Source organism: Streptomyces sp. NPDC101178 (genome assembly GCF_044767965.1).
Classification (GTDB): Bacteria; Actinomycetota; Actinomycetes; order Streptomycetales; family Streptomycetaceae; genus Streptomyces.
The window spans coordinates 205,160-220,637 of record NZ_JBIWOZ010000001.1 but is presented as its reverse complement, the minus strand read 5'-3'; the positions used below and the strand labels follow the sequence as shown (position 1 = coordinate 220,637).

The 15,478-nt window shown below is 71.0% G+C and carries 13 protein-coding genes; 5 read left to right on the top strand and 8 right to left on the bottom strand.

Going from position 1 to position 15,478, the window contains the following annotated elements:
• Window positions 1–23 precede the first annotated feature (23 nt).
• Both ACIRR8_RS00995 and ACIRR8_RS00990 read left to right on the top strand, forming a co-directional pair.
• Entirely contained in the window at window positions 24–533 is a 510-nt protein-coding gene (locus ACIRR8_RS00995) for a MerR family transcriptional regulator (protein WP_404057584.1), read from the top strand.
• Complete coding sequence (locus tag ACIRR8_RS00990) at window positions 533–1,558, top strand: aldo/keto reductase (protein WP_404057582.1); 1,026 nt, start codon at window positions 533–535, stop codon at window positions 1,556–1,558. The genes ACIRR8_RS00995 and ACIRR8_RS00990 overlap by 1 nt, the downstream gene beginning before the upstream one ends.
• Window positions 1,559–1,685: 127 nt before the next feature.
• On the opposite strand, the gene ACIRR8_RS00985 is transcribed toward ACIRR8_RS00990, so the two are convergent.
• The 7 genes from ACIRR8_RS00985 to ACIRR8_RS00955 all read right to left on the bottom strand — a co-directional run bounded on the left by ACIRR8_RS00985 (window position 1,686) and on the right by ACIRR8_RS00955 (window position 9,366).
• A complete protein-coding gene (locus tag ACIRR8_RS00985) occupies window positions 1,686–2,918 on the bottom strand; it encodes an acyltransferase (protein ID WP_404057580.1) in 1,233 nt (410 codons plus the stop codon).
• Entirely contained in the window at window positions 2,915–3,976 is a 1,062-nt protein-coding gene (locus ACIRR8_RS00980; protein ID WP_404057578.1) for an alpha/beta hydrolase, read from the bottom strand. The genes ACIRR8_RS00985 and ACIRR8_RS00980 overlap by 4 nt, the downstream gene beginning before the upstream one ends.
• Window positions 3,977–4,111: 135 nt before the next feature.
• Window positions 4,112–4,801: a response regulator gene (locus tag ACIRR8_RS00975; protein WP_404057576.1), complete on the bottom strand. Its 690-nt coding sequence runs from the start codon at window positions 4,799–4,801 to the stop codon at window positions 4,112–4,114.
• A complete protein-coding gene (locus ACIRR8_RS00970) occupies window positions 4,798–6,192 on the bottom strand; it encodes a sensor histidine kinase (protein WP_404057574.1) in 1,395 nt (464 codons plus the stop codon). Before ACIRR8_RS00970 ends, ACIRR8_RS00975 begins: the two co-directional genes overlap by 4 nt.
• 92 nt (window positions 6,193–6,284) lie before the next feature.
• A complete protein-coding gene (locus tag ACIRR8_RS00965) occupies window positions 6,285–7,253 on the bottom strand; it encodes a DUF4429 domain-containing protein (protein ID WP_404057572.1) in 969 nt (322 codons plus the stop codon).
• A gap of 77 nt (window positions 7,254–7,330) precedes the next feature.
• On the bottom strand, window positions 7,331–8,548 hold the full coding sequence (locus tag ACIRR8_RS00960; RefSeq protein WP_404057570.1) for an alpha/beta hydrolase: 1,218 nt from the start codon (window positions 8,546–8,548) through the stop codon (window positions 7,331–7,333).
• Window positions 8,549–8,709: 161 nt separating this feature from the next.
• Window positions 8,710–9,366, bottom strand: a complete 657-nt coding sequence (locus ACIRR8_RS00955) for a TetR family transcriptional regulator (RefSeq protein WP_404057568.1) — start codon at window positions 9,364–9,366, stop codon at window positions 8,710–8,712.
• Between the two features lie 115 nt (window positions 9,367–9,481).
• Here ACIRR8_RS00955 and ACIRR8_RS00950 point away from each other — a divergent pair, with 115 nt between their 5' ends.
• Window positions 9,482–11,101, top strand: a complete 1,620-nt coding sequence (locus ACIRR8_RS00950; RefSeq protein WP_404057566.1) for an MFS transporter — start codon at window positions 9,482–9,484, stop codon at window positions 11,099–11,101.
• A gap of 183 nt (window positions 11,102–11,284) precedes the next feature.
• Window positions 11,285–11,704 carry a peptidase inhibitor family I36 protein gene (locus tag ACIRR8_RS00945; protein ID WP_404057564.1) on the top strand — a complete coding sequence of 140 codons (420 nt, stop codon included), beginning with the start codon at window positions 11,285–11,287 and terminating at the stop codon, window positions 11,702–11,704.
• A gap of 75 nt (window positions 11,705–11,779) precedes the next feature.
• Here ACIRR8_RS00945 and aceE read toward each other — a convergent pair whose 3' ends face one another.
• Window positions 11,780–14,512, bottom strand: a complete 2,733-nt coding sequence (gene aceE, locus ACIRR8_RS00940) for a pyruvate dehydrogenase (acetyl-transferring), homodimeric type (protein ID WP_404057562.1) — start codon at window positions 14,510–14,512, stop codon at window positions 11,780–11,782.
• A 506-nt stretch (window positions 14,513–15,018) separates the two neighbouring features.
• On the opposite strand from aceE, the gene ACIRR8_RS00935 reads away from it, so the two are divergent.
• Window positions 15,019–15,456 carry a DUF3052 domain-containing protein gene (locus ACIRR8_RS00935; protein WP_404057560.1) on the top strand — a complete coding sequence of 146 codons (438 nt, stop codon included), beginning with the start codon at window positions 15,019–15,021 and terminating at the stop codon, window positions 15,454–15,456.
• The last annotated feature ends 22 nt before the right edge of the window (window positions 15,457–15,478 follow it).

The window sequence follows — 15,478 nt, the reverse complement described above, 5'->3', positions numbered from 1 at the left end:
TCCAAGGATTTAGCGTGGAGGGCATGACGGTGATCGACGGAACGTCCCGGAGCACCCCCGCGACCAGCGCACAGCCGCAGGCTTCCGCGGCTTCTTCCGGCGTGAACGCCTGTACGGCCCTGCCCAGGCCGCATCCCCGGCCCACCGGCAGGGACAGCTACACCATCAGCGAGGTCGTCGCCTTCACCGGGCTCACCGCGCACACCTTGCGCTGGTACGAACGGATCGGGCTGATGCCGCACGTCGACCGCTCCCACACCGGCCAGCGCCGCTTCTCCAACCGCGACCTCGACTGGCTGGTCTTCGTCGGCAAGCTCCGGCTGACCGGGATGCCCGTCGCCCACATGGTGCGGTACGCGGAGCTGCTCCGCGAGGGCGAGTCCACCTTCGAGGAGCGGCAGGAGCTGCTGGAGTCGACCCGCCGCGATGTGATCACGCGGATCGCGGAGCTCCACGACACCCTCGCCGTCCTCGACCACAAGATCGAGTACTACGCGGGCGCCCGCACGGCGCCGGAAAGGCACGGTGCCTGATGACCGACAACGAGACGGCGCCCATCGCCACCGTGCGGCTGGGCGGCGACGGCGGGCCGGCGATCGGCGTCCAAGGGCTCGGCTGCATGGGCATGAGCGAGTTCTACGGTGATACCGACGAGCGCTCCGCCCGCGACACCCTCGACGCGGCCCTGGACGCGGGCGTCACGCTCTTCGACACCGCCGACGTCTACGGGCGCGGCGCCAACGAGGAGTTCCTCGCCCCCTTCGTGCGCGCCCACCGCGACGAGATCACCCTCGCCACCAAATACGCGCTGGTGCGCTCCGACGACCCCGGGTACCGAGGGGTGAGCAACGACCCCGCCTACATCCGCACCTCCGTCGAAGCGAGCCTCCGCCGGCTGGACACCGACGTCATCGACCTCTACTACATGCACCGCCACGACCCGGCCGTCCCGTTCGCCGAATCGATCGGCGCGATGGCGGAGCTGGTCCAGCAGGGCAAGATCAAGCAGATCGGGCTGAGCGAGGTGACCGGCCCCGAGCTGCGCGAGGCGCACGCCGTGCACCCGGTCGCCGCGCTCCAGTCGGAGTGGTCCCTCTTCAGCCGGGACGTCGAGAGGAGCGCGCTCGGCGCGGCGGTGGAACTCGGCGTCACGCTCGTGCCGTACTCGCCGCTCGGCCGGGGCTTCCTCACCGGGTCCTTCACCGACGCGGGCAAGGACCTGTCCGAGGGCGACTTCCGTAAGCAGCAGCCCCGCTTCACCGGCGACAACGCCCGCACCAACGCTGCCCTCTTGGAGCCGGTCCACAAGATCGCCGCCGCTCGCGGTGTGACGGCCGCCCAGGTGGCCCTCGCCTGGGTGCAGCAGCGGGCCCAGGTACACGGCCTCACCGTGGTCCCGATCCCCGGCACCCGTAAGCGCAGCCGCCTCCTGGAGAACGTGGCGGCCACCCGGCTGACGCTGACGGCAAAGGAGCTGGCCCTGCTGGAGCCGATCGCGGACCAGGTGGCGGGGGACCGCTACCCGGACATGAGCCATACGTCGGCCGCTCGGGAGTAGGCGCGGCGAGGGGCCGGGGGGCGGGCTCGCGGCCATCACCTGGTTCATGAAGTTCATCAAAACCAAGGACCCGGCCCCCCTCATGCCCGCCCGCTCACGCCAGCCCCGGCTCACGCCAGCCCCCCTCTCACGCCAGCCCCAGGGCGAAGACCGCGAATCCCGCGGCCAGCAGCCCCGCCAGCGCGCGCCGGGCGTGGGCGGCGCGGGTGCCCGCCTGCCAGGGGGCGTCGAAGCGGCGGGTGTACCGCGCGATCAGCACCAGCAGCCCCCCGAACACCGGCAGCCACACGGTCCGGGCCAGGATCCAGCCCACCGTGTCCGGCCCGGTCGTCAGCCCCGCCACCGCCGCCGTGCCGTCGCCGAGCACCGAGGCCGGTATGGCGGCGGCCAGCATCGCGCTCTGGTGCCAGCACAGGATGGTCATCGCCGACATGTTGACCACCACGACCGGCGCCCACAACAGCGGCCTGCGCAACAACCGCCCCAGTCGGTCCCGTACCAGGATCGCCGCCCCGCTCTGGGCCGCCGCCAACGCCACCACCAGCAGCGACGGCGGATGGGAGTTGGTCCGCGCCTCGCCCGGCACGCCGACCATCGACGCCGGGTAGTGGAAGGCCAGCAGCAGGACGGCGAAGAGCACCCCGCCCCCGACGAGCAGCAGCCGCGCACCCCGTTTCCCGATCCGCCCCTCGCCCCACGCGACACCGAGCTGATAGGCGAAGAGCCACCCGGGCAGGATGTTCAGCACGCTCAGCCAGGACGGCATCCCGTCGGCGAAGGGCCCGTACCGCAGGAAGTCCACCACCGCGACCGACCCCAGCAGCGGCAGCGCGGCCCACCCGCCGAGCCGCCGCGCGAGGCGGACACAGAGCGGGGTGAGGGCGGTGACGACCGTGTACACGCCGACGAACCAGAGCGGCTGGATCACCAGCGTCGACGCCGTACGCAAGGTGTCGCCCGGCACGCCGAGCCAGGACGACGCGGCCAGCAGCACCGCCCATACGGCGGCCACTCCCAGCACCGGCCTGCCGAGCCGGACCAGGCGCCCGCGCAGCCAGGCGGCCGTGGTGGAGGGCCGACGGTGGTAGGAGAGGACCGAGGCGTACCCGCCGACCAGGAAGAAGATCCCCAGCATCTGGAGCACCCAGCTGAGCGGGGCGAAGGCCCCGAACGTCGAGAGCGGGCTCGCGTTGTGCAGACCGTCCGCGTCGAGCCGGAAGCCGCCGAGCATCCAGTGCCCGAGCGGCACCGCGAGCAGGGCGAGGGCACGCAGGCCGTCGATGGCCCGGTCCCGGTGGGCAGGGGTGGCGGCGTCCACGCGGGCGGCGAGCCGGCGCGCACGGGAGGAAGCCGTCCTCATCGGGCCGCACCTTCCCCGGGGGCGGCTCCCCGCGCGATCGCCGCGAAGACCCGCAGCGACTCCGTGCCCGGGGCGAAGTACCCGGCGTGACCCTTGGCGTCGCCGGCCGGGACGCGTCTGGCCCCGAACGCCGGGTCGGTGGGGTCGGTGCCGTGGCCGAGCCCGGCGAACCGCACGCTCGGCACGTCGTCGATCCAGTCGGCCGGAGCCTTCGCCGCCCACACCCGGGCCCGCGTCCGCAGCGCGTCCACGTCGTCGGCCCGCATGCCGGGGGAGCCGAGGACCACCAGGTCGGTGGCGGACAGGCGGTGGGCGGCGAGGCCGCAGACGACGGAGCCGTAACTGTGGCAGAAGACGGCCGGCTCGGGCAGCCCGTCGGCAGTCAGCCCCTTGGCGAACCGCTCCAGCCGCTCGGCGCCCGCCTCCGCGAGGCGCCCGGTCGCGGCGTCGACGCCGACACCGACCGGGGTGGTGTATCCGGCCCAGGCGATGACGGCGGTGCCCGGACCGGCCGCCTGATGCAGGGTCCTGGCCATGCCGGGCGGGGCGCCGTGGGCGGCGACCTTCCGGTCGAAGGTCCCGGCGTCGTTGTCGGAACCGGGCACCACCACCGAGATCCGGCGCGCGGTACGCAGGTCCCCGAAGACCTCGGCGACCTGGCCGCGCCCGCGCGGGTCGAACGCGAGGATCCGGCGGCCCGGCGCGGCGAGCGAGCGGTAGCGGGGGTCGTCGGCGGTGGCGAGCGCCAAGGCGTTGGCACGGTAACGCAGCTCCAGCGGCGCGCCGTCGAGGTTCCCGACGACGGAGGCGTGCCGGACGAGGAGAAGTTGACGCTCCCGCTCGCTCAGCCCGTCGAAGAACGCGGCGACTTCGACCGGACTGACGCGCTCCGGATCCGGCAGCTCCCCTCCCAGCGTCCGGTCCGCCCGCCACGACGTGATGCCCGGCGGCGGCCCGGTCAGCGCCTGCTGCGCATCCCCCGAAACCCAGCCGGCCGTCCCCGTCACCACGCTCGCCGCCAGTGCGAACGCGACCGCGGTCCTCGCGTATCGGCGCATCGTGCCCTCCCTCTCTGCCGTCGCACCGATCGGTGCGACCGGGAGGAAGGTAGGAAGACGGTGGGTGAGGAGGCGTCACACCGGAGTGCCAACTGCGAGGTGCTACCGGGGTAGGGGGTGGGGGAGGGCGGGGCCCTACGCCCCTGCGTCCCCGGGCGTCACCAGCCCCGACTCGTACGCGAAGATCACCGCCTGTGCCCGGTCCCGGAGGTCCAGCTTGGCCAGCACCCGGCCGATGTGCGTCTTCACGGTCTGCTCGGCCAGCACCAGCCGGCCCGCGATCTCCTGGTTCGACAGCCCCCGCGCGATCAGCTCCAGCACCTCCGTCTCGCGCGGAGTCAGCCCGTTGAGCCGCAGCGCCTGCTTGCCGCGCGTCGCTCCGGAGGGCCGCTGCGTCGCGAAGTCCGCGATCAGCCTCCGCGTCACCGAGGGCGCCAGCAGCGCGTCGCCCGCCGCCACCACCCGTACCGCCGCGATCAGATCGGCGGGCGGGGCGTCCTTCAGCAGGAACCCGGAGGCCCCGGCGCGGAGCGCCTCGTACACATAGTCGTCCACGTCGAACGTGGTCAGCATCAGCACCTTCGGCCGGTGCACCACCCCGATCGGCGGGTTCAACAGCTCATGGGCGGCGGCCAGCCCGTCCATCTCCGGCATCCGGACGTCCATCAGGACCACGTCCGGATGCTGTTGGCGGCTGACCTCCACACCCTTCCGGCCGTCCGCCGCCTCGCCCACCACGTCGATGTCGCTCTGCGCCGCCAGCAGCGCCGCGAACCCCGCCCGCACCATGGCCTGGTCGTCGACGATGATCACGCGGATGGTCACAGGTCCTCCGGAGGCACGGGGTCGGCTGGTGCGGCGACGGGCGCGGTGGCCGGGGGCAGCGGCATCCGGGCCGCGACCCGGAACCCGCCGTCGGGCAGCGGGGCGGTGCTCAGCGTGCCGCCGGTCAACCGTACGCGCTCACGCATCCCGACCAGCCCGTGCCCGGTCCCGCTGGTCTCCAGCGGCGAACTTCTTTCGGCGGCGGGCCCGTTGACGACCAGCACGACGAGGTCGCCGTGGTCCGGCGCGACGAGGACCCGGGTGCGGGCCCCCGGCGCGTGGCGCACCACATTGGCCAGGGCCTCCTGCACGATCCGGTACGCCGACAGATCAACGGCCGGCGGCACCTCCGCCCGCCCCGGCCCCGGCTTCGAGCCTGGGGTCTTGCTCCGGCCTCCGCTGAGCTCGGCGGCGAGCGACAACTCCACCGGCAACCCCGCCCTTACCGTCGCCTCCACCAGCTGCTGGAGCCGGTCCAGGCCCGGCTGCGGAGCCCGGTCGCCGTCCGTACCGTCGCTGCGCAGCACCGACAGCAGCCGCCGCATCTCACCCAGTGACTCCCGCGCGGCCGCCGCGATGGCCGTGAACTCCTCCTCGGCGGCCTTCGACAGCCCGCTGATCCGATAGGGGGCGGAGTCGGCCTGCACGGTGATCACCGACATGTGATGAGCGACCACATCGTGCAGCTCGCGCGCGATCCGGGTCCGCTCCTCCAGCAGCGTGCGCCGGGCACGCTCGGCCTCGCTGATCGTCTCCTGCTCGGCGAGCCGGCGCTGCGCCACGCCCCTCTCCCGTACCGCACCGCCGACGAACAGCACCACCGCGCCCAGGATCGTCAGGAGCAGGGCGCTGCCGCTGCTGCGGTCCGGTGCGATCAGGTGCAGCACGGCTCCGGCGGCGCCCGTCGCCACCCAGACGGCTATCACGGTCCGCCGCGTCTCGCGCAGTCCGAGCGCCAGCAGCAGGAAGAGGTAGGCGACGATCACCGGCGGGGGCCACGGCCAGACGTCGTACCGCTCGGCGGGCTGCGCCAGCATCACCAGCGCGCCCAGGATGTCGGCCGGGAAGATGATCCACCACGCCTGGAGCGGCCGGTGGGCCAGCATCAGCAGCGGCGCCGCCTGGGCCACGCCGAGCGCCCCGGCCAGCGCGCCGGGCACGCCGTACCGGCCGGTCAGCACGGTGATCGTGACCGGGATGAAGGTCGCGGCCAGCGCGAGGACCACGGCATACGGCAGGAGCCGCTGCCACAGCTTCGGGGCGTCGGCCAGCAGCGGCGTGGATGGATGGGACGCGTGGGACAGCCCGTGGGCGAGCTCGCGCAGATTGCGGCGGGCGGCGCTCAGCAGGCCGTCGGCGGGCGGCGGAGGCCCGGCGGGGGTGGTCGACATGACGGGGTCAGCCTAGGAGCCAGAGCGCCTCCCGGGCGTCATACCGGAGTGCTGAACAGCCCCGCCGCCGCCTGATACTCCGGTACGGGGTCTCACAGCTCCGCGAGCAGCTGGGCCTTCTTCGCGCTGTACTCGTCGTCCGTCACCAGCCCCGCCTGATGCAGTTCACCGAGGTGGTGTATCCGCTCGGCGATGTCCGCGGGGTCGCGCCGCCCGGCGTTCACGAGTGCCGGGGCCGGAACGGCCGGTGCGCTCTGGGTCCGGCGTACGGATTCCAGTACGGCGGCGGCGAAGGGCAGCGACTCGTGCACCGGTCCGTACCCGAGGCCGAAAAGCACCGCCGCCGGATCCTGGTCCGCGGGGACGCGGCTCACGGTGGCCGAAGCGCCGTTCACCGCGATGCCCGCCGCCTCCAGGCCAGGGGTCTGGGGCCCGTGCAGGTCGCCGAGGCTGCCTCCGGTGCGGTGGTCCGCCGGGACGGCCGCGCGCGGCACCAGCCGGAGGCAGCCGTCCAGGGCCTCGGGGGAGCGCCACTCGATTCCGGCCAATTCGCTCACCCGGTAGGTCTGGTCGCCGGCCTTCCACTTCGCACTGGAGGCCCCCGTCCAGAACCACCGGAAGGAGACCCGCTCCCCGTCGAAGGCGGCTCGTCCGTCGTACGCCTTGAACTGCATCGGCGCCTCGGGCGCGGAGACCAGGAACCGGTCGGCGGGCTCGTCGGGCGCGGTGCCCAGACAGGACCGCAGCTCGTCCGCGTAATACTCCGCGAGCAGCTCCCGCTCCGCCGGAAGCACCAGGCGGTAGGGGTCGCACCCCTCTTTCAGCTGTCCCGCGGCAGCCTCCAGGAGCGGATCGGCACCCGGTCTCGGCACGACACGCAGCACCACCGTGTCCCGCTTGCCCGGGGTCAGCGTCACCGACGACAGCGCAGCATGCGGGATGCGGCGCTCCCGCAGGCTCTGCAGGAGCTTCGGCGTGCGGATACCCCGTTCGAAGCGGATGAGCACGGAGTCGGTGTCGAACTCCCAGGTGGCATGAATTCCGGCCAGCACATCACCCATGTGCCTCATCGTATGCGGCACAGGCGCACACGTCCCCCCTCGGCGTAAGTCCCAACCAATCGGCTTGCCACACGGCTCTATGCGCGTCGGCTCTCCCGTTCGCCGGAAATACCACGGTGGCAAGCGCCATCGGCGGTTGCGCAGCGGACCGATCCGTAGGCGCCGACGCCGATCGCGGCGAAGTTGCCGAGGCTCTCGGTTCCGGGTTCGAAATACCCGCTGTGGCCCGCCGCTCCGGCCGCCGAGACCAGCCGCGCGCCGAACGCCGGGTCGACCGGATCGGCGCCGTGGCCGATGCCGCCGAACTCCAGGTGCGGCACATCCCGGATCCAGTCGTCCCGGTCCCGCATCGCCCAGATCCGGGCATCGGTGTCGAGCCGCGCGGCGCTCTCGGCCCGCATGCCGGGTGATCCGGCGACCGCGATGTCGGCCACCCGGTCAGGCGCCTTGTCCGCGGCCACGCCGCACACCACGGAGCCGTAGCTGTGGCAGAAGAGCGAGACCGCGGACGTGCCGGGCAACGCCTTCACCAGCGCGTTCAGCCGCAGGGCGCCCTCCGCCGCGAGCACGCCGAGCGCTGCATCCATGCCGAGACCGGCCGGTGCGGTGTAGTCGGCCCAGGCGACGACGGCGGTACGGGTCCCGGGGGAGGCGGCGCGCTCCGCCGCGTACAGTGACCTCGCCATGCCGACGGGCGCGGAGTTGACGCGGTGGCTCCGCTCCAGCGTGAGCAGGCCGGTGTCGACGCCGGGGACGACCACGGAGACCCGCGCGGCCCGTTCGAGGTCGCCGAACACCTCGGCGGCGCGGCCCCGCCCGGACGGGTCGAACGCCAGGATCTGGCGGTCCTTCGCGAGCATCGACCGGAACCTGGCCATCCGCCGGGCCGCCTCGCCGCGGCCGTCCGGCGAGAGCGCCTCGTCGTACGTACGCCGCTTCTCGACGGCAGCCGCCCGCTTGAGGGCCAGCCGGTTGGCGTGGTAGCGCAGAGTGACCGGAACCCCGTTCAGATTTCCTACGACCGAGGGGTACTTGCCGGCGAGCGCGAGCTGCTGCCCCGAGGTGAGCGTGGCGAAGAAGTGGGCCGTCCGGTAGGCCGGAGCCCCGACCTCCGGCAGCGAACGGCCCGCTATCCGGTCCCGCGCCCAGGAGGCGAGGGCCAGCTCGCGCTCCCCTTCGGCGTGGTGATCCCGTACGGCGGACCACCCCGTGGTCGCCAGCATCACGAACACGACCGCTACGGCGAGCAGCGCGCGCCAGGCGGTCAGGGTGGGGGAGGAGTCGAAAGAAGTCACTGCGCCACACCCTAGGAGACGTGCGCGTATGACCGTGATTCAGGTGAGGTACATCACCCGGCTGCAGAGGATTCAACCAAATTCCTTCACAGACGGTTACCGTCTGCCCTCTGTTTGCCGCCGCCCGCCCCGGTGTCTCGACGTCGGGTCGCGGCCGGTGGTCACTCCGCCTGACGCCAGGTGCCCGCCAGTGCCGGGACGAGCTGGTCCAGATACTCCTCCGTGAGGTCGCGCAGTGCCTCCACGCTCGGATCGTGCCCCTGGCCCCACAGCTGGCCGGTCACCCGCATCACCCCGGAGAAGGCGGCCACGGCCACCCTGGGCCGGGGGTCTTGCGTCACGTCGAGCCCCTCGCGCTCCGCGATCAGATGGGCGATCTGGTTCTCCAGGGCGATTCCGCGCCGCATATGGGCGGCGAGCAAGGAAGGGGTCGACTCGATCATCTGGTAAGTCCGCATATGGAGGTCGACCGTGATGACCTCCGCGATCGCCTCGCCGATGCTGTTCCAGGCGCAGAGCACCGCCCGCCGCATGGCCTCGAAGGGAGCCTCACAGGAAGGGCGCCGGCGCAGCTCCGCGATGAAGCGGGACTCGACCATCTCCTGTACGGCGAACGTGATGTCCTCCTTGCTCGCGAAGTAGCGGAAGAAGGTGCGCTGGGAGACGTCGACCGCCTCGACGATCTCGTCGACGGTGGTCCGCTCGTACCCCTGAGTGGTGAAGAGTTCCAGGGCGGCGCGCAACAGGGCGTCGCGGGTGCGCTGTTTCTTGCGCTCGCGCAGTCCGGGCCGGGGCGCGGCTCTCTGCCCGTGGGTCACGTACCGGTCCTCTTTTCCCTCGTTTGTCCAGGTCAGCTTACCTGTGAGCTACGCGACAGCTACGGTCTCGTGAATGCGTTTGTCAACTGTCAGCGACTGTCACTAGTCTCCGCGTATGACTAGTCAGACCACCGTCGAGAAGGCGCCGCGGGAACCGGAAGACGGCCCCGTACCCGCCGCGGCCAAGGGGCTTCGCGGCCACCCCTGGCTGACCCTGTTCGCCGTCGCCATCGGCGTGATGATGGTCGCGCTCGACGGCACGATCGTCGCCATCGCGAACCCCGCGATCCAGAAGGACCTCGGCGCCACACTCGCCGACGTCCAATGGATCACCAACGGCTATCTACTCGCCCTGGCCGTCGCCCTGATCACCGCGGGCAAGCTCGGTGACCGCTTCGGCCACCGCCAGACCTTCCTCATCGGCATCGCGGGCTTCGCGGCCTCCTCCGCCGCGATCGGCTTCTCCAAGGAGATCGGCCTGGTCGTCCTCTTCCGGGTGCTCCAGGGCCTCTTCGGCGCCCTGCTGATGCCGGCCGCGCTCGGTCTGCTGCGGGCCACCTTCCCCGCCGAGAAGCTGAACATGGCGATCGGCATCTGGGGAATGGTCATCGGGGCGTCCACCGCGGGCGGCCCCATCGTCGGCGGTCTGCTCGTCGAGCACGTCAGCTGGCAGTCGGTCTTCTTCATCAACGTGCCGGTCGGCATCCTGGCGCTCGTGTTCGGCCTCGTCATCCTCAAGGACCACCGAGCCGCCAACGCACCGCGCTCCTTCGACATCCTGGGCATCGTGCTGCTCTCGGGCGCGATGTTCTCCCTCATCTGGGGCATCATCAAGGCCGGTGAGTCCTGGGGCTGGGGCGGTGGCTGGACCTGGTTCTTCCTCGCCCTCGCGATCGCCCTCTTCCTCGCCTTCGGCCTCTGGCAGACGCGGGTACGCGAGCCGCTCGTCCCGCTGGCGATGTTCCGCTCCATCCCGTTGACGGCCGGCGCCGTCCTCATGGTGCTGATGGCGTTCGCCTTCATGGGCGGCCTCTTCTTCGTGACGTTCTTCCTTCAGGGCGTCCACGGCCTCAGCCCGGTCGACAGCGGTCTGCACCTGCTGCCGCTGACCGCCATGATGATCGTCTCCTCGCCGGTCGCCGGTCTGCTGATCACCAAGTTCGGCCCACGCGTCCCGCTGGTCGGCGGCATGGTCTGCACGGCCACCGCCATGTTCGGCATGACGACGCTCAGCGAGTCCACCGGCACCTTCGCCATGTCCCTCTGGTTCGCCCTGCTCGGCTGCGGTCTGGCCCCGGTCATGGTCGGCGCCACCGAGGTCATCGTCGGCAACGCGCCCCTGGAGCTCTCCGGCGTGGCCGGCGGCCTCCAGCAGGCCGCCATGCAGGTCGGCGGCGCGCTCGGCACCGCCGTCCTCGGTGCGGTCATGTCCTCCAAGGTCAGCTCCGACTTCGCCACCAACTGGACGGACGCCGGCCTGCCCGGCACGCCCGACCCGAAGCTGGAGGAGGCCGCCGAGTTCGGCATGGTCCCGGTCGACGCCCTCTCCAAGGCTCCCGGTATGACGCCGGACGTCATCGACACCATCGGCGGCGTCATCCACGACACGTTCATGTCCGGCATGGGCCTCGCCTTCACCGTCGCGGGTGTCGTCGCTGTCATCGCGGCCGGTGTCGCCACCCTCACCAAGCGCGGCGCGAACGCCGAGGCGGGTGCCGGAGTCGGTCACATCTAGACCCTCTGCGGCGTCAACACAGCGCACACCACAGCCCCGCCGAATCCTTTCGGCGGGGCTGTCGCCTATCAGGGTGGTGCGGGCCGTCTCCCTCTTCCGCCGGCACCGCCACGCTGGTCAGGCTGGTCAGGACAGCGCCGCACCACGACCGGGGCGGCGCACGACCACGGGGGTTGATCCACCATGCGTACGACCACGCGCACGAACCGCAGGACCGTTCTCGCCGCGGGCCTGGCCGTCACGGCGCTCACCGTGCTCATCCCGCAGGCGCTCGCCGAGGACCGATCCCGGGCGAGCGCGCACCCGGCATCGGACGTCCGGCTCGGCACCTGCGAGGCAGGCCGGCTCTGCCTCTGGAAGAAGCCCGACTTCACCGGCGCCCGGCAGACGTACGAACTCTCCACCGTCGACATCGAGAGCTGCACCCCGCTCCCCAAGGGCGGCGACGCGCAGTCCCTCGCCAACCGCACCGGCCGGCCCGTCACCACCTACCAGTCGGCGGAATGCCAGGAGACGGCGGAGTTCGAGACGTACCCGGGCGGCGGGACCTGGCTGCCCCGCTCCCCGTACCAGGTGAGGGCGTTCAAGATCTGGGAGAACTAGAAGGAGCCGCCGTACGCCGAGGGGCGGCGACGCACCCGCGTCACCGCCCCTCGGATCCGTACAGCAGCTCTACGGCTACGCGTCGCCGCCCGCCGCGCCCGGATCGGCCGCGGCCACATCCAGGAGGTCGTAACGGTCCAGCGCCTTCTTCAGGGCCGACCGGTCGATCTTGCCCTCCTTCGCGAGCTCGGTGAGCACCGCGAGGACGATCGACTGCGCGTCGATGTGGAAGAACCGGCGCGCCGCACCACGGGTGTCGGCGAAGCCGAAGCCGTCAGCGCCCAGTGACTGGTAGGTGCCGGGCACCCAGCGCGCGATCTGGTCCGGCACCGAACGCATCCAGTCCGAGACCGCCACGAACGGGCCTTCGGCCCCTTCCAGCTTCTTCGTCACGTACGGGACGCGCTGCTCCTCCTCCGGGTGGAGCAGGTTGTACCGCTCCACGTCCACGGCCTCGCGCCGCAGCTCGTTCCAGGAGGTGGCCGACCAGACGTCCGCCTTGACGTTCCACTCCTCGGCGAGGATCTTCTGCGCCTCGACGGCCCACGGGACCGCCACACCGGACGCCAGGATCTGCGCCGGGACCTCGCCCGCCTCGCCCTGCTTGAAGCGGTAGACACCCTTGAGGATGCCGTCCACGTCGACGTTCTCCGGCTCGGCCGGGTGCTGGATCGGCTCGTTGTAGACGGTGAGGTAGTAGAAGACGTCCTCGTTCGCCTCGCCGTACATCCGGCGCAGCCCGTCCTGCATGATGTGCGCGATCTCGTACCCGAAGGCCGGGTCGTAGGCGACACAGCCCGGGTTGGTCGAGGCGAGCAGCTGCGAGTGGCCGTCCGCGTGCTGGAGGCCCTCACCGGTCAGCGTCGTACGCCCGGCGGTCGCCCCCAGCACGAAACCGCGCGAGAGCTGGTCGGCCATCTGCCAGAACTGGTCACCGGTGCGCTGGAACCCGAACATCGAGTAGAAGACGTACACCGGGATCAGCGGCTCGCCGTGCGTCGCGTACGCCGAACCGGCGGCGATCAGCGAGGCCGTACAGCCCGCCTCCGAGATGCCGTCGTGCAGCATCTGGCCCGTCGGCGACTCCTTGTACGCGAGCAGCAGATCGCGGTCGACCGCCTCGTACTGCTGGCCCAGCGGGTTGTAGATCTTCGCACTCGGGAAGAACGCGTCCATGCCGAACGTGCGGTACTCATCGGGCGCGATCAGCACGAACCGCTTGCCGATCTCCTTGTCCCGCATGAGGTCCTTCAGGATGCGGACGAATGCCATGGTGGTGGCGATCGACTGCGAACCCGAACCCTTCTTCGCAGCCGCGTACGTCTTCTCCTCGGGCTGCGGCAGGGGCTTCGCACGCACCACCCGGGTCGGCACATAGCCGCCCAGACTGTTGCGGCGGTCGTGCATGTACTGGATCTCCTCCGAGTCGCGGCCCGGGTGGTAGTAGGGCGGGTAGCCCTCGTCCAGCTGCTTGTCGGTGATCGGGATGTGCAGCCGGTCGCGGAACCGCTTGAGGTCCTCGACCGTGAGCTTCTTCATCTGGTGGGTCGCGTTGCGGCCCTCGAAGTTCGGCCCCAGCGTCCAGCCCTTGACCGTCTGCGCCAGGATCACGGTCGGCTGGCCCTTGTGCGCCTTGGCCGCCGCGTAGGCCGCGTAGACCTTCCTGTGGTCGTGCCCGCCGCGCCCCAGGTGCAGGATCTGGTGGTCGGTCATGTCCTTGACCATGTCGCGCAGCCGCGGGTCGTCACCGAAGAAGTGCTCGCGGATGTACGAGCCGGTCTCGGTGGCGTACGTCTGGAACTGGCCGTCCGGCGTGGTGTTCAGCTTGTTGACCAGGATGCCCGTGCGGTCCTGCGCCAGCAGCGGGTCCCAGGAGCGGTCCCAGACCAGCTTGATGACGTTCCAGCCGGCGCCCCGGAACTGCGACTCCAGCTCCTGGATGATCTTGCCGTTGCCGCGCACCGGCCCGTCGAGCCGCTGCAGGTTGCAGTTGACGACGAAGGTCAGGTTGTCCAGGCCCTCACGGGCGGCGATGGACAGCTGGCCCAGCGACTCCGGCTCGTCCATCTCGCCGTCGCCCAGATAGGCCCACACGTGCGACTTGGAGGTGTCGGCGATGCCGCGCGCCTCCATGTAGCGGTTCATCCGCGCCTGGTAGATCGCGCCGAGCGGGCCGAGGCCCATCGAGACGGTCGGGAACTCCCAGAAGTCCGGCATCAGCCGCGGGTGCGGGTAGCTGGAGAGGCCGTTCGGCGCCTTCGACTTCTCCTGGCGGAAGGCGTCGAGCTGGGCCTCGCTCAGCCGGTCCAGCAGGAACGCGCGGGCGTAGATCCCCGGGGACGCGTGCCCCTGGAAGAAGATCTGGTCGCCGCCGTCGCCCTGGTCCTTGCCGCGGAAGAAGTGGTTGAAGCCCACGTCGTAGAGCGAGGCGGAGGAGGCGAAGGTCGCGATGTGGCCGCCGACACCGATCCCGGGGCGCTGCGCCCGCGAGACCATCACGGCCGCGTTCCAGCGGGTCGCGTTGAGGACCTTGCGCTCGATCTCCTCGTCGCCGGGGAAGAACGGCTCGTCCTTCGTGGCGATGGTGTTCACGTAGTCCGTGCTGCGCATCTCCGGCACGGCGACGCGCTTCTCCCGCGCGCGCTCGATGAGCCGGAGCATCAGGTAGCGGGCCCGCTCACGGCCTCGCTCGTCGACGGCGGCGTCGAGGGAGTCGAGCCATTCCTGGGTCTCCTCCGGATCAAAATCCGGGACCTGGCTCGGAAGGCCGCCAATGATGATCGGGTTGCGATCGGATCCGGAAGCCACACTGTTCCTTCGCTGTTCGGTGGTGCTCTGCGGGGTCTGTTACGGGGAACGTACCCCCGGGACAACTGTGTGCGCGCCGCCTCCATCGTGCTACCGCGAGGGCCCGAACGTCATCTCTACCGAGGGGTAACCCCGAGGTTCCGAAATTTCTCCGGCGGGGCACGAGTATGGGCAGTACGCGGTGGGGTACGGGCAAACCGCAACCTTACGCCCAAGCCGTCCAAGCGTTCCCAAAGGCTGTTCGACTCCGATTGCCGGAGCGAAACGGCATAAGCTGAGGAAGGACGTAAACAGATGGGGCGACCTCGCGGAGCCCCGGAGGGACAGGCCCAGGCCCCGGAGAGACTTGCCGGAGCCTGCGGTGACGTGGCAGGGAACGTCACCGTTCAGGCGGTCTCGCACGCCGGGTACTTGCGCGATTCGCCGGGCCCGTGTGGACTACGGCCTACGCCCCGCGCACGCGCGTGGCTGCAGCATTTTCCGAAGACATGATCAGGAGGCATCCCGTGAGCGCGACCGCGGACCACGCGGAGGAGCGGACCAACCCGGCAGCACGCCTGGGGTTCGAGCCCGGACAGGTGGTCCAGGAGATCGGCTACGACGAAGACGTCGAGCTGGAGCTCCGTGAGGGTATTGAGGCCACTACCGGCCAGGAACTCGTCGACGAGGAGTACGACGATGTCGCGGACGTCGTCCTGCTCTGGTTCCGCGACGAGGACGGCGACCTTACGGACGCGCTGGTGGATGCCATCGGTCTGCTCGAGGACGGCGGTACGGTCTGGCTGATGACGCCGAAGACCGGCCGTGACGGATACGTCGAGCCGAGCGACATCAATGAGGCTGCCCAGACGGCCGGTCTCGCCCAGACCAAGAGCATCAGCGCGGGCAAGGACTGGACGGGAAGCCGTCTGGCCACCCCCAAGGGGGCCAAGGCCAAGCGCTGAACCACTCGCAGGACCACCCGGG

Excerpts from the sequence above, each read along its gene's own strand:
- ACIRR8_RS00995 (WP_404057584.1), top strand. The coding sequence starts at position 24 with ATGACGGTGATCGACGGAACGTCCCGGAGCACCCCCGCGACCAGCGCA.
- ACIRR8_RS00990 (WP_404057582.1), top strand. The coding sequence starts at position 533 with ATGACCGACAACGAGACGGCGCCCATCGCCACCGTGCGGCTGGGCGGC.
- ACIRR8_RS00985 (WP_404057580.1), bottom strand. The coding sequence starts at position 2,918 with ATGAGGACGGCTTCCTCCCGTGCGCGCCGGCTCGCCGCCCGCGTGGAC.
- ACIRR8_RS00980 (WP_404057578.1), bottom strand. The coding sequence starts at position 3,976 with ATGCGCCGATACGCGAGGACCGCGGTCGCGTTCGCACTGGCGGCGAGC.
- ACIRR8_RS00970 (WP_404057574.1), bottom strand. The coding sequence starts at position 6,192 with ATGTCGACCACCCCCGCCGGGCCTCCGCCGCCCGCCGACGGCCTGCTG.
- ACIRR8_RS00965 (WP_404057572.1), bottom strand. The coding sequence starts at position 7,253 with ATGGGTGATGTGCTGGCCGGAATTCATGCCACCTGGGAGTTCGACACC.
- ACIRR8_RS00950 (WP_404057566.1), top strand. The coding sequence starts at position 9,482 with ATGACTAGTCAGACCACCGTCGAGAAGGCGCCGCGGGAACCGGAAGAC.
- ACIRR8_RS00945 (WP_404057564.1), top strand. The coding sequence starts at position 11,285 with ATGCGTACGACCACGCGCACGAACCGCAGGACCGTTCTCGCCGCGGGC.